The 17,881-nt window shown below is 72.1% G+C and carries 16 protein-coding genes; 10 read left to right on the top strand and 6 right to left on the bottom strand.

Going from position 1 to position 17,881, the window contains the following annotated elements; all coding sequences use genetic code 11:
- Positions 1–87: 87 nt before the first annotated feature.
- From K2F47_RS20795 to K2F47_RS20785, 3 genes are all read left to right on the top strand, one after another.
- Complete coding sequence (locus K2F47_RS20795; protein WP_242906296.1) at positions 88–1,854, top strand: RelA/SpoT family protein; 1,767 nt, start codon at positions 88–90, stop codon at positions 1,852–1,854.
- Positions 1,855–1,879: 25 nt separating this feature from the next.
- On the top strand, positions 1,880–2,332 hold the full coding sequence (locus tag K2F47_RS20790) for a universal stress protein (protein WP_242906295.1): 453 nt from the start codon (positions 1,880–1,882) through the stop codon (positions 2,330–2,332).
- An 85-nt stretch (positions 2,333–2,417) separates the two neighbouring features.
- The gene (locus K2F47_RS20785) at positions 2,418–3,248 is read left to right on the top strand and encodes a hypothetical protein (protein ID WP_242906294.1); all 831 of its coding nucleotides are present in this window, start codon (positions 2,418–2,420) and stop codon (positions 3,246–3,248) included.
- Between the two features lie 12 nt (positions 3,249–3,260).
- Here K2F47_RS20785 and K2F47_RS20780 read toward each other — a convergent pair whose 3' ends face one another.
- Both K2F47_RS20780 and glnII read right to left on the bottom strand, forming a co-directional pair.
- Complete coding sequence (locus K2F47_RS20780) at positions 3,261–3,908, bottom strand: hypothetical protein (protein WP_242906293.1); 648 nt, start codon at positions 3,906–3,908, stop codon at positions 3,261–3,263.
- 162 nt (positions 3,909–4,070) lie between these two features.
- A complete protein-coding gene (glnII, locus tag K2F47_RS20775) occupies positions 4,071–5,084 on the bottom strand; it encodes a glutamine synthetase (RefSeq protein ID WP_242906292.1) in 1,014 nt (337 codons plus the stop codon).
- Positions 5,085–5,304: 220 nt separating this feature from the next.
- Here glnII and K2F47_RS20770 point away from each other — a divergent pair, with 220 nt between their 5' ends.
- The 6 genes from K2F47_RS20770 to K2F47_RS20745 all read left to right on the top strand — a co-directional run bounded on the left by K2F47_RS20770 (position 5,305) and on the right by K2F47_RS20745 (position 11,138).
- Positions 5,305–6,192 (top strand): DUF6891 domain-containing protein, encoded by an 888-nt coding sequence (locus tag K2F47_RS20770; RefSeq protein WP_242906291.1) that lies wholly within the window; start codon positions 5,305–5,307, stop codon positions 6,190–6,192.
- A 279-nt stretch (positions 6,193–6,471) separates the two neighbouring features.
- Positions 6,472–7,128 carry a Crp/Fnr family transcriptional regulator gene (locus K2F47_RS20765; RefSeq protein ID WP_308198435.1) on the top strand — a complete coding sequence of 219 codons (657 nt, stop codon included), beginning with the start codon at positions 6,472–6,474 and terminating at the stop codon, positions 7,126–7,128.
- A 144-nt stretch (positions 7,129–7,272) separates the two neighbouring features.
- Positions 7,273–8,490, top strand: coding sequence for a hypothetical protein (locus K2F47_RS20760; RefSeq protein ID WP_242906289.1), 1,218 nt, complete (start codon positions 7,273–7,275; stop codon positions 8,488–8,490).
- A complete protein-coding gene (locus tag K2F47_RS20755; RefSeq protein WP_242906287.1) occupies positions 8,487–9,416 on the top strand; it encodes a hypothetical protein in 930 nt (309 codons plus the stop codon). The genes K2F47_RS20760 and K2F47_RS20755 overlap by 4 nt, the downstream gene beginning before the upstream one ends.
- Positions 9,417–9,420: 4 nt before the next feature.
- Positions 9,421–9,918 carry a Pycsar system effector family protein gene (locus tag K2F47_RS20750; RefSeq protein WP_242906285.1) on the top strand — a complete coding sequence of 166 codons (498 nt, stop codon included), beginning with the start codon at positions 9,421–9,423 and terminating at the stop codon, positions 9,916–9,918.
- A gap of 173 nt (positions 9,919–10,091) precedes the next feature.
- Positions 10,092–11,138 carry a right-handed parallel beta-helix repeat-containing protein gene (locus K2F47_RS20745; RefSeq protein ID WP_242906284.1) on the top strand — a complete coding sequence of 349 codons (1,047 nt, stop codon included), beginning with the start codon at positions 10,092–10,094 and terminating at the stop codon, positions 11,136–11,138.
- A 3-nt stretch (positions 11,139–11,141) separates the two neighbouring features.
- Here K2F47_RS20745 and K2F47_RS20740 read toward each other — a convergent pair whose 3' ends face one another.
- Positions 11,142–12,107 carry a helix-turn-helix domain-containing protein gene (locus K2F47_RS20740; RefSeq protein ID WP_242906281.1) on the bottom strand — a complete coding sequence of 322 codons (966 nt, stop codon included), beginning with the start codon at positions 12,105–12,107 and terminating at the stop codon, positions 11,142–11,144.
- 75 nt (positions 12,108–12,182) lie between these two features.
- Here K2F47_RS20740 and K2F47_RS20735 point away from each other — a divergent pair, with 75 nt between their 5' ends.
- Positions 12,183–13,556 (top strand): alpha/beta hydrolase-fold protein, encoded by a 1,374-nt coding sequence (locus K2F47_RS20735; RefSeq protein ID WP_242906280.1) that lies wholly within the window; start codon positions 12,183–12,185, stop codon positions 13,554–13,556.
- Positions 13,557–13,558: 2 nt separating this feature from the next.
- Here K2F47_RS20735 and K2F47_RS20730 read toward each other — a convergent pair whose 3' ends face one another.
- From K2F47_RS20730 to K2F47_RS20720, 3 genes are all read right to left on the bottom strand, one after another.
- On the bottom strand, positions 13,559–14,152 hold the full coding sequence (locus K2F47_RS20730; protein WP_242906279.1) for a class I SAM-dependent methyltransferase: 594 nt from the start codon (positions 14,150–14,152) through the stop codon (positions 13,559–13,561).
- Positions 14,153–14,287: 135 nt separating this feature from the next.
- Positions 14,288–17,260 (bottom strand): tetratricopeptide repeat protein, encoded by a 2,973-nt coding sequence (locus tag K2F47_RS20725; protein ID WP_242906278.1) that lies wholly within the window; start codon positions 17,258–17,260, stop codon positions 14,288–14,290.
- A 278-nt stretch (positions 17,261–17,538) separates the two neighbouring features.
- Entirely contained in the window at positions 17,539–17,760 is a 222-nt protein-coding gene (locus tag K2F47_RS20720; RefSeq protein ID WP_242906277.1) for a hypothetical protein, read from the bottom strand.
- Positions 17,761–17,881 lie beyond the last annotated feature (121 nt).

Raw genomic sequence — 17,881 nt, 5'->3', positions numbered from 1 at the left:
GCACCGCGACGGAGTCGTCACGCATAATGTCGGATACACCCCGGAGCATTCGCGCGCCGGGGCCCAGGCGGTTCAGGACGGGTGCGTATGGCTACCCTCGATCCGACGAACAGCACACCCGGGATCACGACGGCTACCCCGGGCAGGTTCCGGTTGCCGTTACGCCGCCGAGGCGCGGCCACCCGGGACGGGCCGCTGCGCGCGGCCCTCGCCCCGCTGCTCTCGGCGCACCACGCCGCCCATCCCGGCGCCGACCAGACCGAGCTGCTGCGCGGGTACGCCGTCGCCGAACGGCTCCACCGGGGGCAGCTCCGCCGCTCCGGCGCCCCCTACATCACCCACCCGCTCGCCGTCGCGATGATCCTCGCCGGGATGGGCATGGACACCGCCACGCTCGTCGCCGCGCTCCTGCACGACACCGTCGAGGACACCCCGTACACGATCGGCGAGGTCCGCGCCGGGTTCGGCGAGGAGATCGCCGTGCTGGTCGACGGGGTGACCAAGCTCGACGGCGAGCGCTGGGGCGAGCGCGCCGAGGCCGAGACGTTCCGCAAGATCGTGCTGTCGGCCGCCGCCGACCTGCGGGTCCTGGTGATCAAGCTCGCGGACCGGCTGCACAACCTGCGGACGCTGCGCTACCAGCCCGAGCACAAGCGCGCCCGGTATGCCAAGGCGTCGCACGAGCTGCTCGTCCCGTTCGCGGAGCGGCTCGGCATCTACGTCCTCAAGCGCGAGATGGACGACCTCGCCTTCGCCGCCCGCTCCCCCGACGCGCACGCCGCCACCGAGCACGCCGTCCGCGCCGCGCTCCGCGACGCCGGGGGCGCGTTCGGCCCGGCCGTGCGCCGGGTCCGCCGGTCGCTGGCCGAGCACGGCCTGCGGGCGGCGCTGCGGGTCAGGCCGTCGCACCTGTACGCGGTGCACCAGTCCTTCGGCGGCGAGCTCGCCGGGCTGCGGCCCTGCGAGGCGGCCCGGCTGCTGCTGCTCGTGGACGGCTCCGACCGCGACTGCTACGTCGCGCTCGGCGCGGTCCACGCGGTGCTGCACCCGGTCGCCGGGCAGGTCCGCGACTACATCGCCACGCCCAAGGACAACATGTACCGGTCGCTGCACACGCGGGTGATCAGCCCCGCCGGCGACCCGTTCGAGGTGATCGTCCGCAGCCGCGCCATGCACCCGGTGGCCGAGTACGGCATCGTCGCGCACGTCCGCGACGCGGCGGGCGGCGCGTCCGGCGGCACCGCCACCGCCGTCGCGGGCCGCCGCGACCTGGTCTGGCTCAGCCGCCTGCTCGCCTGGCAGTCGGGCGCCACGTCCGCCGCGTTCCTGGACGGCCTGCGCGCCGACCTCGCCGCCGACCTCGCCGCCGGGAACGTCGCCGCGCTCACCGCGCGGGGCGAGGCCGTCGCGCTGCCCGCCGGGGCGACCGCGCTCGACTTCGCCTACGCCCAGGGCGCCGCCGTCGGCGACCGCTGCATCGGCGCCGTCGTCAACGGGCGGCTCGCCCCGCTGTCGGTGCAGATCCGCAGCGGCAACGTCGTCGAGATCCTCACCGACCCGTCCGCCGCCCCGTCCGAGGACTGGCTCGACCTCGCCGCCACCGTGTCCGCCCGCGTCCACATCCGGCTCGGGCTGGCCAGGCGGCGGGCCGAGGAGGCCGCCGAGGCCGGGCGGCGGCGGCTCGTCCAGGCCCTGGCCGGGCGGCACGTCGACCTGCTCGCCGCCGAGGCGCGCGGGGAGTCCCTCGCCGTCGCCCGATCGCTCGGCTACCCCGAGACCGACGCCATGTACGGCGCGCTCGGCACCGGCGCGCTGCGCCTGGACGACCTGCTCGCCCGCTTCGCCCGCCCGTGATCGCCGCCCCACTACGCTGGGCCGCATGAGCGACGAGAGCCCGTTCGAATACGGCGTCGACGGCCCCAAGGTGATCGTCGTCGGGGTGGACGGGTCGGACACCTCCCTGCGCGCGGGCGCCTACGCCTGGGGCCTCGCCCGGCGCGGCGGCGGCCGGCTGGTGATCGTCCAGGTGACCCCGACCGCCGCGCTGAGCACGCTCACCCCCGGCGGCGCCGCCGTGCTGCGCGAGACCGCCGACGAGACGACCGCCTACCTGCGCGGCGAGCTGGAGCGGGCCGCCGCGAGCACCCCCGTCCCCTACGAGCTGGTCACCGAGCAGGGCGACCCGTACACCGTCCTCGCCCGCGTCGCCGACGAGACCCGCGCCGACGCCGTCGTGGTCGGCGCGTCCGCGCAGGCCGGGCACCGGCTGATCGGCTCGGTCGCCGTCCGGCTCGTCCGGTCGGGGCGCTGGCCGGTCACCGTCGTCCCCTGACCGGGCCCGGTTGGCCCGGCCGCGCAGTGGAAAGGTAACCGACCAGGAGAAGCCGGCTCGGGGATGAGAGCGCGGAGGGGTCGCGATGCCAGATCCATGCCTGACGGAACTCCGCTGGGCGGGGTCGTGCCTGAGAATCGCCGGCCAGATCGAGCGGGGCGCCGCGCCGGTCCCCGAGATCGAGCTGCTGCTGCGCGAGCGCGACGGCGGCTGCGTGCTGCGGGTCCCGGCGTCCGTCGCGGTGCGGGACGGCGCGGTCGGCTTCGCGGCGATGCTGGACGTCGCGTCCTTCGAGGGCGGGTACCCGCTGCCCGGCGGCCTGTGGGACGTGGACGTCGCGATCGGCCGGCCGACGGAGAACGTCGTCCTGCCGCTCGGCCGCGACCACGCGTCCGGCATCGACACCTCGCCGCAGCGCCGGTTCCTGCCCGGCCCCACCACGGTCGTCGCCTACTTCGGCTTCCGGGGCGGGCTCGCGATCGACGTCGGCGGCCGCCCGCACGCCGCCGGGTCCGCCCCCGCCGACCGGCTGGCCTGGGACGAGCGGGACGAGGAGGTCTCGGTCACCGGCCACCTCGACCTCCGGCGGATCACCGCGCCGATCTCCGGCACGCTGAACCTGCTGGAGCGCCGCACCCGCCAGTCCTACCAGGTCATCGCGATGCTGGAGGAGCTCGCGAGCGGCCTCGGCTACACGGCCAGGGTCCCGGTGACACGCGCGTTCATCGACGACCCGCTGCCGCGCGGCACCTGGGACGTCACGCTCTGCCTCGGCTTCTCCGGCCTGCACCGCGAGCTGCGGGTGATGGCGCCCGGCGCGCCCGTCGACGTCCAGGTGCGGCGGCGGCTCCGGCACGTCCGCGTGGTCTCCAGCACCGCCCCCGACCCCCTGACGATCACCGTGGGCCGCGCCTGACCACCGGCGCAGTCAGAGTTCGCCGTGCCGGAAGCGGCGGCGCGGGCGGCGCGCGGCGCGGGCCGCGTCTCCCAGCGACGCGGCCACCACCGCCGCCAGCAGCGCGACCACCGCGGCCCCGCCCGCCAGGTTGAGCCCGGCCGTGACGAGCGCCGCGTCCGGCGGCGCCTGCGGGAGCAGCGGCAGCGCCGCGACGACGAGGACGCCGGCGCCGCCGATCCAGGCGAACGCCCGGACCGGGCGCGCCGCCGTCGCCAGCAGCAGGTGCATCAGCGCGGTCGCCTGGATCGTCCCCGCCATCGCGCACAGCGCGTAGCTGGTCGCCGCGGCGGCCGTGCCGGTGTGCGGCCCGGCGAACACCGGGACCCGCACGTCCAGCATGCCGCGCACCCCCAGCACGACGACGAAGGCGAGGCCGGCCGTGAGCATCGCGCAGGCCAGCCCCGTCCACCACAGCGGGCGCAGCGCCGGGTCGGACCCGGCGGAGATCTCCTCGTGCAGGGCGACGAAGTCCTGGTACCGTCTCGCCGGCGCCTCCGCCGGGCGCCGCCGCGCCGCGGAGGGACACCGGAACGAGCGCTCGAAGGGCCGTGGCGCAGGGCGGCCGGCGTGCCTGCCGGGCAGGCCGCCGGAGTACCGCCCGAATGGCGAATCGGGCATGTCCCCTCCCCCGGTGCGAACGAGTAGGTGCTACCCGGCACCGATCGGTGGAACTCCCCCAACCCGAACAATTTGCCTCCCCTTGGCCACGTCCGGAAAAGGGAGAATCCCGAGGGCGCGGCCCTCGGGATCCTCCGGAACCCGCCTCCCGGCGGGGTCTGCTCAGACCTGCCCGGCGCGCTCCAGCGCCGCGCAGCAGGTGCCCGTGATCAGGCGGGCCACCACGTACGGGTCGACGTTGGCGTTCGGACGCCGGTCCTCGATGTAGCCCTTCTTCTCCGCCTCGACCTGCCACGGGATGCGGACGGACGCGCCCCGGTCCGACACGCCGTAGCTGAACTCGCTCCAGGCGGCGGTCTCGTGCATGCCGGTCAGCCGCCGCTCGATGTCGGCGCCGTACCCGGCCAGGTGCTCCTGCGCCTTCTCCGCGAGCGCCTCGCACGCGGTGATGATGGCGTCGTAGCCCTCGCGCATGGCCTTGGTGGAGAAGTTGGTGTGCGCGCCCGCGCCGTTCCAGTCGCCCTCGACCGGCTTGGGGTCGAGGGTGGCCGCGACGTCGTGGTCCTCAGCGATGCGGTAGAGCAGCCACCGGGCGATCCACAGGTGGTCGCCGACCTCCAGGGGCCCGGCCGGGCCGATCTGGAACTCCCACTGCCCGGGCATGACCTCGGCGTTGATGCCGGAGATCTTCAGGCCCGCGTCGATGCACGCGTCCAGGTGCGCCTCGACGATGTCCCGCCCGAAGACCTCGTCGGAGCCGACGCCGCAGTAGTAGAAGCCCTGCGGGGCCGGGTAGCCGCGCTCGGGGAAGCCCAGCGGGCGCCCGTCCTTGTAGAACGTGTACTCCTGCTCGATGCCGTACCAGGAGTCCTGCGCCGCGTACTGCTCGGCGACCGGGCGCAGCAGGGCCCGCGTGTTGGTCGGGTGGGGCGTCCCGTCCACGAGGAAGACCTCGCACAGGACGAGCTTGTGGTCACCGCCCCGGATCGGGTCGGGACAGGAGAAGACCGGCTTGAGCACGCAGTCGGAGTTGTCGCCGGGCGCCTGGTTGGTGCTGGAACCGTCGAACCCCCAGTCGGGCAGGTCGGCGCCGTCGGCCAGGATCCGCGTCTTGGACCGCAGCCGGGCGGTGGGCTCGGTGCCGTCGATCCAGATGTACTCGGCCTTGTAGCTCAACGTGTTCCCTCCGAGGGCCTTGTGGGTTCCGAGCGCCGTGGTCCGGGACGCCGCGGGTGCGGGCGCCGCGGGTTCCGGCGTCTCCGACGGTGCCAACAGGCCGTTTCGGACCTGTTGCCCAAATGTGAACGGCATGTAAAACGAGCCCTGAGCAGTACGAACACGATGAGATAGTGCTCACACTCACGAAACGTCCCCTGTTCCGGTCATACTCGCGGCCATGGACCACGAGCGCATCCACCTCCTCCTCGCACTGGGGGAGAACGACTTCGACGGCGTCGTCGAGGAGTCCGAGGCCGCCCCCGAGGCCGTCGCCGGGGAGTTCGCCGCCTACCTCGCCGACCAGCGGACCTGGCCCGAGGTGACCGGCACCGACCGGCTCCTGCGCGCCTTCCGCGACCTCGACGTCGCCGGGATCGTGGCCCGCGCCGACTTCGCCTGCTGCCAGAACTGCGGGATCTCCGAGATCGGCGCCGAGGTCCCCGAGGGAGAGCAGCGGCGCGGCTACGTCTTCTGCCACCGGCAGGACGTCGAGCGCGCGGTCGCCGGTGAGGGGCTGATGCTCGCCTACGGCATTTTCCGGGACGCCGAGCACCCGCCCGAGCAGGCCGAGATCGGCGCCGAGGTCGCCGAGGCGCTGCGCCGCCACGGCCTCGACGTCACCTGGGACGGCGACCCCGCCAAGCGCGTCGAGGTCGATCTCACCTGGCGGCGCCGCCGCCACGGCGACCTCGCGACCTGGCCGGGCGCGCCCGAACCCGCCCGCGACCGCGACCTCCACGTCACCTACCACGACTACGCCCGGGGGCGCGGCCTGGAGGACGACACCCCCATGACGCTGGCCGAGGCGCGCGACGTCCTGTACGACCTGACGCCCTACACCGGCAACTTCGTCAACGTCGAGGGCCGGACGGGCGGCGGGTTCAGCCTGATCTGGAACGAGGGCCCCGCCCTGTGGCTGACGATCAACGACCGCGTCAACCGCCGCAGCCACGGCCGGGCGGCCACGCTCGCCGAGGCGGCGGAGATGCTCACCGCGCTCGTCCAGCAGGACGCGGCGGCCCTCGCCGTCCTCGGCGAGCACGAGACCGAGGACTGGCCCGGGTGACACCCGGCCCTCCCGCCCGCCATTGATCGAAAACACGGCGGCATTGATCGAGAACGCTGCGGCATTGATCGAGAACACGGCGGGCCGCCCTCCGCACCTTTCCCATTCATGATCGAAAGCCGCGCCGCACCGTTTTCGTACCGTTCCATACGCGCCGCATTCCGCTTTCTCCTGGAAATGCGTGACCCGCCAGAACCGATGTGGGTATCGTGAGTTCCACCACCGGGTGTGCTCCGAGATCGATATCGGTCGATGACCCCAGACTGGCGCTGATGCGATGTGACCGGTTTCAACTCCATCCTTCCGGAGGGCGGGTGGGCCCGGCTGGCGGGAGCCGGATCCGCCCGGACATTTCTGCCCGGCGAACTCATGCTCCACCAAGGGCGAAAGGACGACCATCTCCTCGTCCTGCTGCACGGGCGCGTCAAAGTGACCTGGAGCGGCGCGGACGGAAATGAGATTGTGCTCGCCGTCCGCGGCGCCGGCGACGTCCTCGGCGAAATCGCCCCGCTCAGCGGCACCGGGCATTCCGCGAACGTCTCCGCGATCGACTGGTGCGCGGTGCGAATTGTTCCGCTGACCGACTTCGACCGGGCGATCAAGGAAATGAACTCGGCGCACGCGCTGATCAACCACGCGGTGAACCGGCTGCGCGAGGGCGAGATCTTCCGGGCCGAACTGCCCACGCTGCCGGCCGAGCAGCGGGTGATCCGGACGCTGCTGCGCCTCGCCGTCTCCCCCACGGCCCGGTACCGCCCGGGGAACGCCGCCGAGGTGCCCCTCGACCAGCGGGAGTTCGGCCGGACCGTGGGGCTGTCGCGGGGCGTGGTCTCCGGCGACCTGGCGAAGCTGGCCGCGCGGGGCCTCATCCAGACCGGCCGCGGCCGCATCCTCATCCACGACCTGGACGCGCTGCGCCGCATGGTGCGCGGCTGACCGCGCCGAATTTCCGGCTGCTACGTCCGATTCAGGACACACCGGAGGCGCGACCTCCCGGAAACTGGCCGGGGGGAGCCGGGTTGCCCGGCCCCACCGCCTGCTGGTTCAACAGATCCAGTACGTTTGCGAGGACCAATTCAAATGCACGCTGACGAGATACTCGCCGAGCATTTCGTGTTCGGCGTCGACATCGAGAACTACGGCGGACGCGGCATCCGGCACCAGGGGCTCCTCCAGGAGCGGCTGCGTTCGATCATCGAGGCCGCCGCGCACGAGGCCGGGCTCGATCCTTCCGGGTGGAAGATCCAGGGCGAGGGCGACCGCCAGTACGTCGCGCTGCCCGGCGGCGCCGACCTCACCCGGGTCGTCGGGACGTTCGTCCGCGCGCTCGACGACCGGCTGCGGCTCCACAACGAGGACCACAGCGCCAGCCTGGAGCTGCGGGCGCGGATCGCGATGCACTGCGACGTGTTCGCGCCCGCCGCCTTCGGCACCGCCGGGCCCGCCTTCGACGAGGTGGCCCGGCTCCTGGCGGCGCGTCCGGCGGGCCAGGCCCTGGAGCGCGACCGCGACGCGACCCTGGTCCTGCTGGTGTCGCCGGAGGTGTTCCGCAAGGTCGTCCGCTCCGACCTCGCCTCCCTGCGCGAGCGGGACTTCACCGAGATCCGGGTCCCCCACCCCGACAGGGGATACGACAGGACGGCCCACATGCACCTGCCCCGCCCCCACCCCCACCACCCCGGCGACGCACCGTCCCCCGAGCCCCCCGCGCAGGCCGCGCCGCAGGGCCCGCCGCCCGGGATCTCGATCTCGGGCGACGGCCACCGCGGCCTCGCCATCGACAACACCGTCGGCGGCGACCTGACCATCCAGGTCAGCGAGGCGGCCAAGGCCGACCCGCACGCGGAGGGCATGACGGCGTTCCGGCACCACGACTACGAGGAGGCGACCGACCAGCTGCGCCGCGCCGCCGCGCAGGCCACGACCCCGCAGGACGCGGCGGGCCTGCGGTTCCGGCTGGCGCTCGCGCTGCTGCACGGGCAGCGGCCCCGCCTCCAGCGGCGGCCGACCATCCAGCGGACCGAGCGGGAGCTCGGCAAGGTGCTCGCCCTCGACCCCGACCACGCCGGCGCCCTGCTGCTCTGGGCGATCATCAAGCAGGACTACTACGAGATGAACGGCTTCGACTACACCGGCCCGCCGCCCGAGCGGATGGTGGCCGCCCTCGTCCGGGCGCCGCTCGGCCGGGGGCCGGCCGAGCTGGCGGCGGAGATCGTCGAGCACGTCCCGGCCTGGGACAACCCGATCTGGTCGTCGCTCCGCGTGCGGATCGCCGCTCCTCCGGGGCAGGGCGGATGACCGCCACCGGCGAGATCGCGACGGCACCGGGGCCCGCCGCGCCGCGTCCGGACTACGCCGTCCGCGCCTACTTCGTGGCCCCGCCGAACCCGCGCGACCTCACGCTCGGACGGTTGTTCCTGGCCCTCGGACTCGGCGCGATCATCGGGAGCTTCGTGCTGTACGTCCTGTCGGCCGGCCTTTCGTACTCGGCGCCGAGCGCGGGCACCATCATCTTGTGGGTCCTCGCGGGGTTCGGGGTCCTGCTCGGGAACCTGGCCGGATGGCCGCTGCTCGTCCTCTCGATCATCCGGTTCCACCGGTACCAGCGCCAGCGGGGCGCCCGCAACGGCGCCGCGTCCGACCAGCAGATGGACTACTGGTTCAGCCACGACATGAACGCGATCGAGCAGCGGGCGTGGCAGGAGATGGGCATCCCGCAGGAGGTGATCACCCGGCGCCCCCTCACCGTCGTGGGGCCCGCGCTGCCGACCGACTACACGATCGGCCTGGACGGCAAGCCCCGCTACGCCAGCTACGAGGTGGCCGTGGTGGTGCTCACCAATATCCAGGTGTGCGTCTACAACTGCGTCCTGAACATGATGACGGGGCTCCGCGAGCTGGAGACGACCCACGAGTTCACGCTCACCGACGTCACCACGATCGGCACGATGAACGACCGGCTGGCGACACACGGCGGCGCCGCCTCCTCCGGCAACCTGACCAGGATGGCGGGGCCCATCGCCATGAGCTATCTGACCCCGGCCGACGTCAGCGTCCGGCAGGAGTTCCGGATCACGCTGACCAGCGGCGACGCCCTCGCCGTCAACGTCGGCTGCCACGTGAACGGCACGACGCTGAGCGACGAGCGGACCCGCCACTACGTGCGCGGCACGGTGCAGGCCCTGCGCGCGACGCTCCGCCAGCTCAAGCAACCGAGGGAGTGAGCGCATGAACCCGACCTCCGACCCCGGCCGCGACCAGAACGACGCCGCCGTCGCGGTGACCGTGATGGCCACCTTCCAGGGCTACGTCCAGCACGCCGAGGCGAAGATCTCCACCCTGCTCGTCGCACACACCGGCGCGATCGTCGCGGTCATGACCGCGCTGCCGTCCCTGCCCGAGCCCGGCGGGCCGTACGGTCTCATGATGTCGGCCCTCTACCTCACGTTCACGATCGCCTTCCTCCTGTCGGGCCACCACCTCATCCAGGCGCTGCGTCCCCGGCCGCACACCCCCGTCCCGCCCAGCGCGTTCGGCGTGTTCGGCGTCTCGTCCCAGTTCCCGTCGGACGGCCAGGCCCAGCGGGACGCGGCGTGGCAGATGGTGCGGCTGTTCGCGTTCCTCGCCGAGACCAAGAACCGGCACGTGGCCAAGGCGATCCCCGGCACGGCCGTGATGCTCGCCTCGTGCCTGGCGTGCATAGCCGCGGGCCCGGTTCTGCACTGAAGCGACGGAGCCAAAAGCGCGCGAAACCGGCCCTTTTCAATCGACCGCCCGTATTTTTTACCGTCCGCACATCGCAGGCAGAACATTCCAGGGTCAGGATGATCACCGAGGAATTCATGACCGCGCCGGGCCCTGGCGGCCCGCGCGGGCGGTAGAAAAACGGGGGAAACAGAATGAGGCGGATTATTACGACCGTACTCGGAACAACGGTCGCCGTCACCGGGATCACCGGGGTCGCGCCCGCGGCGCGGGCGGCGGGGGGTCGGGTGATCGTCGTCCCGCCCGGGCACTCGATCCAGCACGCCGTCGACCGGGCCCGGCCCGGGGACGTCATCAAGCTCAGAGCCGGGCACTACGACGGCGGCGTTCTCGTCCGCAAGAGCATCACCATCCACGGCGAGGGCAACAGGACGATCCTGCGCCCCGGCCACCTGGACCACTGCGCCAGGGCCAAGCACCCCGGCATGGGCATCTGCGTCGTCGGCCGGGCGAAGTACCCGGTCCGCGACGTGACGATCCGCAACCTGGTTGTCCGGGACTTCGCCGACACCGGCGTCTACGGCATCCACACCGACCGCCTTTCGGTACAGGCCGTCCTCGCCCGCAACAACGGCGAATACGGCATCGCCGAGTTCGCCTCCACCCGCGGCCACTTCCGCTGGAACTGGACCGTCGACAACAGCGACGACGCCGGGCTCTACGTCGGCGACACCGTCAACGCGCGCGGCACCGTCGTCGCCGAGAACCATTCCATCGGCAACGCGATCGGCGTCCTCGTCCGGCACGCCCGCCACGTCCAGGTCCACGACAACACCATCGCCTACAACTGCGTCGGCGTCGCGCTCGTCGACGACAGCCAGCCGTCCGGCCAGGGCAACACCGCGGTCTGGAAGAACCACGTCTCGAAGAACAACCGCTTCTGTCCGGCGCACGAGGAGATCCCCGCGCTCGGCGGGACGGGAATCCTGTTCTTCGGCGGCGACCACAACACCGTCGCGCGCAACATCGTGATCGGCAACCGGGGGCAGCTCCCCTACTCCGGCGGCATCGTCCTGTTCCGCGGCACGCCGCCGCGGAACCGGCCCGCGCACCACAACCTGATCAAGTCCAACCACGTCCACGGGAACGCGCCCTACGACCTGGTCGACAAGAGCGGAAGCCGGACGAACCGCTTCCGCGACAACAAGTGCCGCACGTCGAACCCGCGCGGCCTCTGCTGACCGTCAGGGCCCCGTTCCCGCATCCCGGGAACGGGGCCCGGCTCCGCCGCGCAGGAACCGCTCCCCGAGCGGCGTCAGCGCGTGGTGCACTGTCTTGCCCCGGCGCTCGCTGGTGAGGAGGCCCGCGCCGCGCAGGGCCGAGGCGTGCTGGGACGCCGACGCCGCGCTGACCCCGAGCCGGGACGCGAGGGCCCCGGTCGTGAGCTCCCCGTCCGCGCCGACCAGCCGGATCACGGCCGCACGCGTCCGGCCGAACACCTGGGACGGACTGCCCGCGGGCTCGCCGGGCGGCCGGGCCGCGGGAACCACCACGCCCACCGGCCAGTCTCCGGCGACCCGGACGCGTGGCGCCGTGACGAACGGCGAGAACAGGAACTGGAGCCCCCGGCCCCGGAGCCGGACGTCACCGTCGCGCAGCGTCTCGATCTCCAGCACGGGAGGCGCCCAGCGGATGGCGGGATGCAGGCGGCCGAGCGCGGCACCGATCCCCTCGCTCGCCATCGTCCGGGCGACACCGGACGCCTCGGCGCGCAGGTGCGGGGTCAGCACGGCCCACCGGTCCGCCAGCGCGGCCCGGTGGAAGTCGCGGAGCCCGCTGATCAGCGCCCGCATCGTCTCGGCATCCCCCGTGGCGAGGCGGGTCATCCACGCGGTCGGCGGACGCGGGCCGTACGAGCGCTCCAGCTCGGCGCGGATCCGCCGGACCGGCGTCGAGGCGACGGCGTCGAGCTCCCCTTCCAGGCCCGGCGTGTCCGCGTGCGGCGTGAGGAAGTCGGGGAGCAGCCGTCCGGGCGGCGCCAGATCGAGCACCATCCGGGACGGGCCGCCGAGCCGCGCGCGCGTCCGCCGCGCGGCGGGCTCCGGCCCGCGCATGGCCTGGGCGCTGAAGACGGTCTGGGTGATCGGCGAGAGGCCGGGCAGGACGCGGAGGCGGGTCAGATCCTCGTAGTCGAGCCAGAGCCGCAACATGACCGGAACGTACAACATTTCAGCTATTTCCAAAATGATTGCACCCGGGACGGGGCCTCGTGGAGGGTGCGGGCCATGAACCGATTCCGCCTGCTTCGCCTCACCCTCCCCGCGATGGTGGTGGCCGCCGCCCTGGCCCCGGCGCCGCCCGCCGAGGCCGAGACGACCGTCCGCACGGGCAGCCTCGACGGGGTCCCCTACCGGGTCGAGGTTCCGGACCACTGGAACGGAACGCTGCTGCTGTGGAGCCACGGCGCCTACAGCCTGGAGGCCCCGGCGCCCTCGGAGATCGAGCTGACGAACCACCCGGCCACCCGGAAATGGCTGCTCGACCACGGCTACGCGCTGGCGGCCTCGAAACTCCGCACGCCACGCGGCTGGGGCGTGGTCGAGTCGGGCCTGAAGGACCAGATCGACCTGCTCGACTGGTTCACGGCGAACGTGGGCAAACCGAAGCGAACCATCTCGGCGGGCGCTTCCGCGGGCGGCCTCACCGCGGTCCTGCTGGCGGAACGCAACCCGGGCCGCTTCGCCGGCGTCGCCTCCCTCTGCGGAGTCGTCGGCGGCACGACAGGCCACTTCAACAGCGCCCTGGACGCGAACTTCGCGGTGAAGACACTGCTGGCACCCGACCTCGACGTCATCCGGATCAAGGACCCGCAAGCGAACACGTCCAACGCCCGCCGAGCACTCGGCGCCGCCCTGGCCTCCCCCATCGGCCGCGCCCGCCTCGCCCTCGCCGCGGCCCTGGCCGACATCCCCGCCCGCTACACCTCCCGCGCCCCGTCCCCGGGCACGGTCGCCGCCCAGGTGGAACAGCAGACCTACTACGCCGCCTACGACCGCGGCGCCTTCTGGGGGCTGAGCCGCACCGACATCGAGCAGCGGGCCGGCGGCAACCCGTCCTGGAACACGGGCGTGAACTACCGGAAGCTCCTGGCCCGCTCAACTCAAAAGACCCTGGTGGTACGCGCCTACCGCGAAGCCGGCCTCGACCTCACCAAGGACCTCGCCCGCCTCAACTCAGCCCCGCGCATCAAGGCGGACCCGGCAGCCGTCCGATACCTGAACCGCTACGGCACCCCCACCGGCCGGACGCCCTCCCCCGTCGTCACCCTGCACTCAACGGGCGACGGCAGCGTCCCCACCGACAACCAACGCTGGTACGCCACCCAAGTGCACCGCCCGGCGAACCTGAGGCAGCTCTACGTCGACCGCGGCTACCACTGCACCTTCACCGCGTCCGAGGAAATAGTCACCCTGCGAACCCTCCTCACCCGCCTGAGCACCCACCACTGGCCCACCACCCGCCCAACAGCACTCAACAAGTCCGCCGCCGAACTCGCCCCCGACACCCAGACCGTGTTCGACACCGACCCCGAACCGGCCCTGTATCCGACGACCCCGTCCTTCACCCGCCACCACCCAGGCCCCTACCTGCGCCCCTGACCTCAAGCCCGCAGACGCAGCCTGAACCATTGCGGGTTGGTCTTGTTCATCGGCCACCCCAGCCCAGCGGTCTCCGCGGGCTCGGCCGCGAGCATCTCCCATCCAGGAAACGCCTCCTCGACCTCCGCCTGAGACACCCCACCCATACGCGAACTCATCCGGTTGGGCCCGAAGGCAAGCATCAACAAAGTGGCATCAGGCTTGGCAAGGGCAGAAACTCCCCGCCCCACCGCACCCCGCTGATCAGCGCCGAACCCTTGGAAGCAGCCGATATCAAGAAAGAAATCGAACGCCCCCAGATCGCTCGACAGATCCGTCACGTCCCCCACAACGTAGGTCGCCCCACCGGTCTCACGCGCCTTCGCGGCCTCGATCGCGGCCGGCACATAATCAACGCCCACGGCCTCCCACCCCCGTCGCGCGAGCTCCGGCGTGAACTGCCCTCGCCCGCACCCGAGATCGAGCGCACGCCCCAGCGGCCGCGACCGCCCGGCCTCCTCCCGATCCAGCACCGCCGCGATACTGGCCGCCGCCGCCTTCCCGTACCGCTCCCACGGAGTGAACCGCAACCGATACAGCCGAGCGTAGTTAGTCATCCGACCGACCTCCCCCTGCGCGAGCCGGCCCACCCCAGGCCCGAGCCCGACACATCTACTACTGCCGATAGTACTACGACTCGTAGTAGATGACCATGCGGGAAGCCATCTTCGCGACTCCGCATCCGCCGGGGACTACCCGAGCCACTGAGGCAGATCCGTACCTGTGACTCGACGCCAGACAGCGGTGACCGTATCGGCGTCGCGCGCATGCGCATGCCGGAGGAGTTCGGCGCAAGCCTCTGCGATCTCTGTCAGATCATGCTCGGCGGCCAACAGGAATCCCGCTACCAGGTACTGTGCTCCCTCTTCGACTCGATCAAGGCCGACCAATGCCTTGCCCATCGTGAAGAAGCTCTCTGTCAGTGAGGACAGGAAGGACTCCGGCCGGACCTCAGCCAGAACGCGGTAGATCCCCAGCGCCTCGCTGGCCGCCTCCAACGCCTCCTCCCCGCGCCCCGCCTCCGACCCAAAGTTGGACTGGTTGCTCAACGACGCGGCCAAGTGGGGCAGGAAGACATCAGGCCGAGCCTCAGCCAAACCACGGTAGACCCCCGCCACCTCCGCAGCCCTCTCCGACGCCTCCTCCCACCGCCCCGCACCCGCCAGATAGACGGACTGGTTATTCAACGACTCGGCCAAGTTGGACAGGAAGACATCAGGCCGAGCATCGGCCAAAGCACGGTAAATCCCCACCGCCTCGGTGACCACCTCCAACGCCTCGTCCCGCCGCCCCACACCCCCTAGACGGTCGGACTGGCTTCCCAGCGATCTGGCCAGGTCGGGCCGGAAGGCATCAGGCCGGGCCTGGGCCAATCCACGGTAGATCCCCACCGCCTCGGTGACCACCTCCAACGCCTCGTCCCGCCGCCCTACATCCGACAGGTGGTTGGAGTGGTTGTTCAGCGATCCGGCCACGCTGGGCAGGAACGCGTCCGGCCGGGCCTCGGCCAACACGCGGTAGATCCCCACCGCCTCCGCAGCCCTCTCCAACGCCTTCTCCCGCCGCCCCACAACCGACAGACAAGTGGACTGGTTGCTCAACGACCCGGCCAGGTGGGGCAGGAACGCGTCCGGTTGAACCTCGGCCAACACGCGGTAGATCGCCACCGCCTCGGTAGCCGCCTCCAACGCCTCGTCCCGCCGCCCCACATCCGACAGGCAGGTGGACTGGTTATTCAACGATCCGGCGAGGTGGGGCAGGAACGCGTCCAGCCGGGCGTGGGCCAACCCGCGGTAGATCCCCACCGCCTCGGTGGCCGCCTCCAACGCCTCGTCCCGCCGCCCCACATCCGACAGGCAGGTGGACTGGTTGCTCAACGACGCGGCCAGGTGGGACAGGAACGCATCCGACCGGCCCCCGACCAACCCGCAGTAGAGGCCCACCTCCTCGGTGGCCGCCTCCAACGCCTCGTCCCGCCGTCCCAACTGGGTCAAAACGGTCGCGAGTTTCCCGCTCCAGCGGGCGAGGTCCGCAGGGTCGGCGTCAGCCGGCAGGAGCTCCCGCACCCGGCGCGTGGCCGCCGCACCTGCGGAAGCCAGCGCCACCGTCGGATAGGGCATCTGCTCCGCGATGCGCTGAAGATCCTCCGTCCCGACCGGGACGTCCTCCAGAACACCGGCCAGCAGATCGCCCAGCCGGGTACCGGTCTGGACGGCCACCACGATCGCAGCGTCGGCCAACCGCACGAGATCGTGCCGCAACACTTCGTCGAGCAGTTCGGCAGCACGGTCGTGATGGGCGCAGGCACGGGTCAGGACCGTCAGCGCCTGAACCACCCGCCCCGGCTCCTGGTCAGCGAAACAGGCCCGGCGCAGCAACTCGTGCTCGACGAGCTGGTCGGTGGCGTGCCGCTCGGCCACCAGGTCGGGTCGCAGCACGTCCACGCCACCCGCTTGACCCGGGTACAACTGCCGCAGCCACCGCGCCAACGCCCCCACCCGCTCCTCCCGCGCCCCCTCCAGATCCGGGACGCGCCGGATCACCCGCCGGACCGCTGCCTCCCCGGCGTCCTGAACGTCCAGCAGCACCGCCGCCGCAATCACCTGCTCCAACACCGGCAACGCGACCCCCACCCCAGCCCGGCGGGCGGTCTTGTCCCACAGCCGACGCTCATGCCCCAGCAGCCGGTCCAACACCCCCAGATCCGCCGCCGCACGCCCTCCACCGCCGCCCTGCTCGGCGTCCAGTACCGCCACCAGCGCCGCCGCGTGCAGCACCAGTACCGGCAACCGCACCCCTGGACCGACCGTGAACGTCACCCGCGGGACCGGCCGCCCCCGCGCCGCCGCGAAGAACGGCAACGCCTCCTCGATCACCTCGACGTCGCCCCGCTGATCGTCCAGCACCGCCGCCAACTCCAGCACCGGGGTCCGCGCCGCCAGCGCCCGCGTCGCGTCCGACTCGGTGTCCAGCGCGGTCCACCACTCCCCGGCCTGCCGAGCCAGCAGCAGCACCCGTAACCCGCGTGCGTCCCCCGCCGCCTCACGCGCCGCCACCTCGGCCAGCATCGCCGCCAACTCCGGACGTGTCTCGGCATAGTCGACCAGCAGCAGCACCCGCCGCCCCACCCGCCCGGCCGCCTTCACCGCCGCGACCTCATCCCCCGGCCGCACCGGCTGGTACTCCCACCGCTCCAGCGGCAACGACTCGGCCAGCCGCAACGCCAGCCGGGTCTTGCCCACCCCGCCGCGCCCCGTCACCAGCCACACCGGACAGACCGGCCCGTCGTCTGCGCACCACTCCCGCAACCGCCTCAACTCGTCCGCACGCCCGATGAAGTCGACGACCGCACGCTCGGGCCGCAGCAACCCCGCCACACTCCGATCGGACGCGGCCACCTCCCGCGTCGCCGCCAGGGCACCCCGGCGCGACTCCACCTCCGCCACCCGCGCCTGCCGCTCCTCCGCCCTCGTGCGGTGGACGGCGATCACCTCACTGACATACGAACCCGCGGCCCCCGCCGCGATCGCCCCCAGCACCCCGAGCAGCACCCGCAACACCACCGGCCACGTCCCGGGCAGCATCGGCACCACCGCCGCCATCACCCCGGACGCCACCAGAAGCACCACGAACAAAACCAGCCGCCAACGCCCCCCACCGTCCATGCCCCCAGCATCAACGACGACCAACCCCCGCACACCGAAACACCGCCCATGACCCAATACGGCCGCGCCCCTGCCCACGCGGGCAGAAGGGCGTCGCTGTCGGCGTCAACGCGCCGGGTGGCACCGTCGAGCACTCCACTCCCGGGCTAGGTGAGCTGACAGGGCGTCCCGCAAAGTGGGCAGAAGGCGCGCTTGGCCGTCGAAATGACTTCCAATCCGCAGCCGCGACAACGACCCTGTTCATACAGCGCCGGCTCCGGACCGAAGCCACCGTCGTATTAGTCGCGATCGGGCCAGGCGACCGCCTCGATGAACGGCTGCTCGTCGGAGGAGTCTCCGCCTGACCGCCGGGAGACTTCAGCGAGGACCAGCACCGAGGGCACGGTGCCGCTTCGTTCCCCGTGAGCCGGCAGCACACGCTGGAGGACATCGACCAGTTCAAAGACGGTCAGGCGCAGCAATTCCTGCGCCAGACGGTCACGCTCATCATCGTCGGTCACCGGCACAAGCTACTCAAAAGGTACGCGGTGGTCGCCCTCATCGCCTCACGAAGTTTCGCAAGCGGGGGGCAGAGACAAGGCGGAGAGACCTCCTACGTGGCGCGACTCCGCACTACCGGCG

It is taken from the genome of Actinomadura terrae, from assembly GCF_022751215.1.
In the GTDB taxonomy this organism is placed as follows: Bacteria; Actinomycetota; Actinomycetes; order Streptosporangiales; family Streptosporangiaceae; genus Spirillospora; species Spirillospora terrae.
This window is presented reverse-complemented; position numbering and strand designations above follow the sequence as displayed.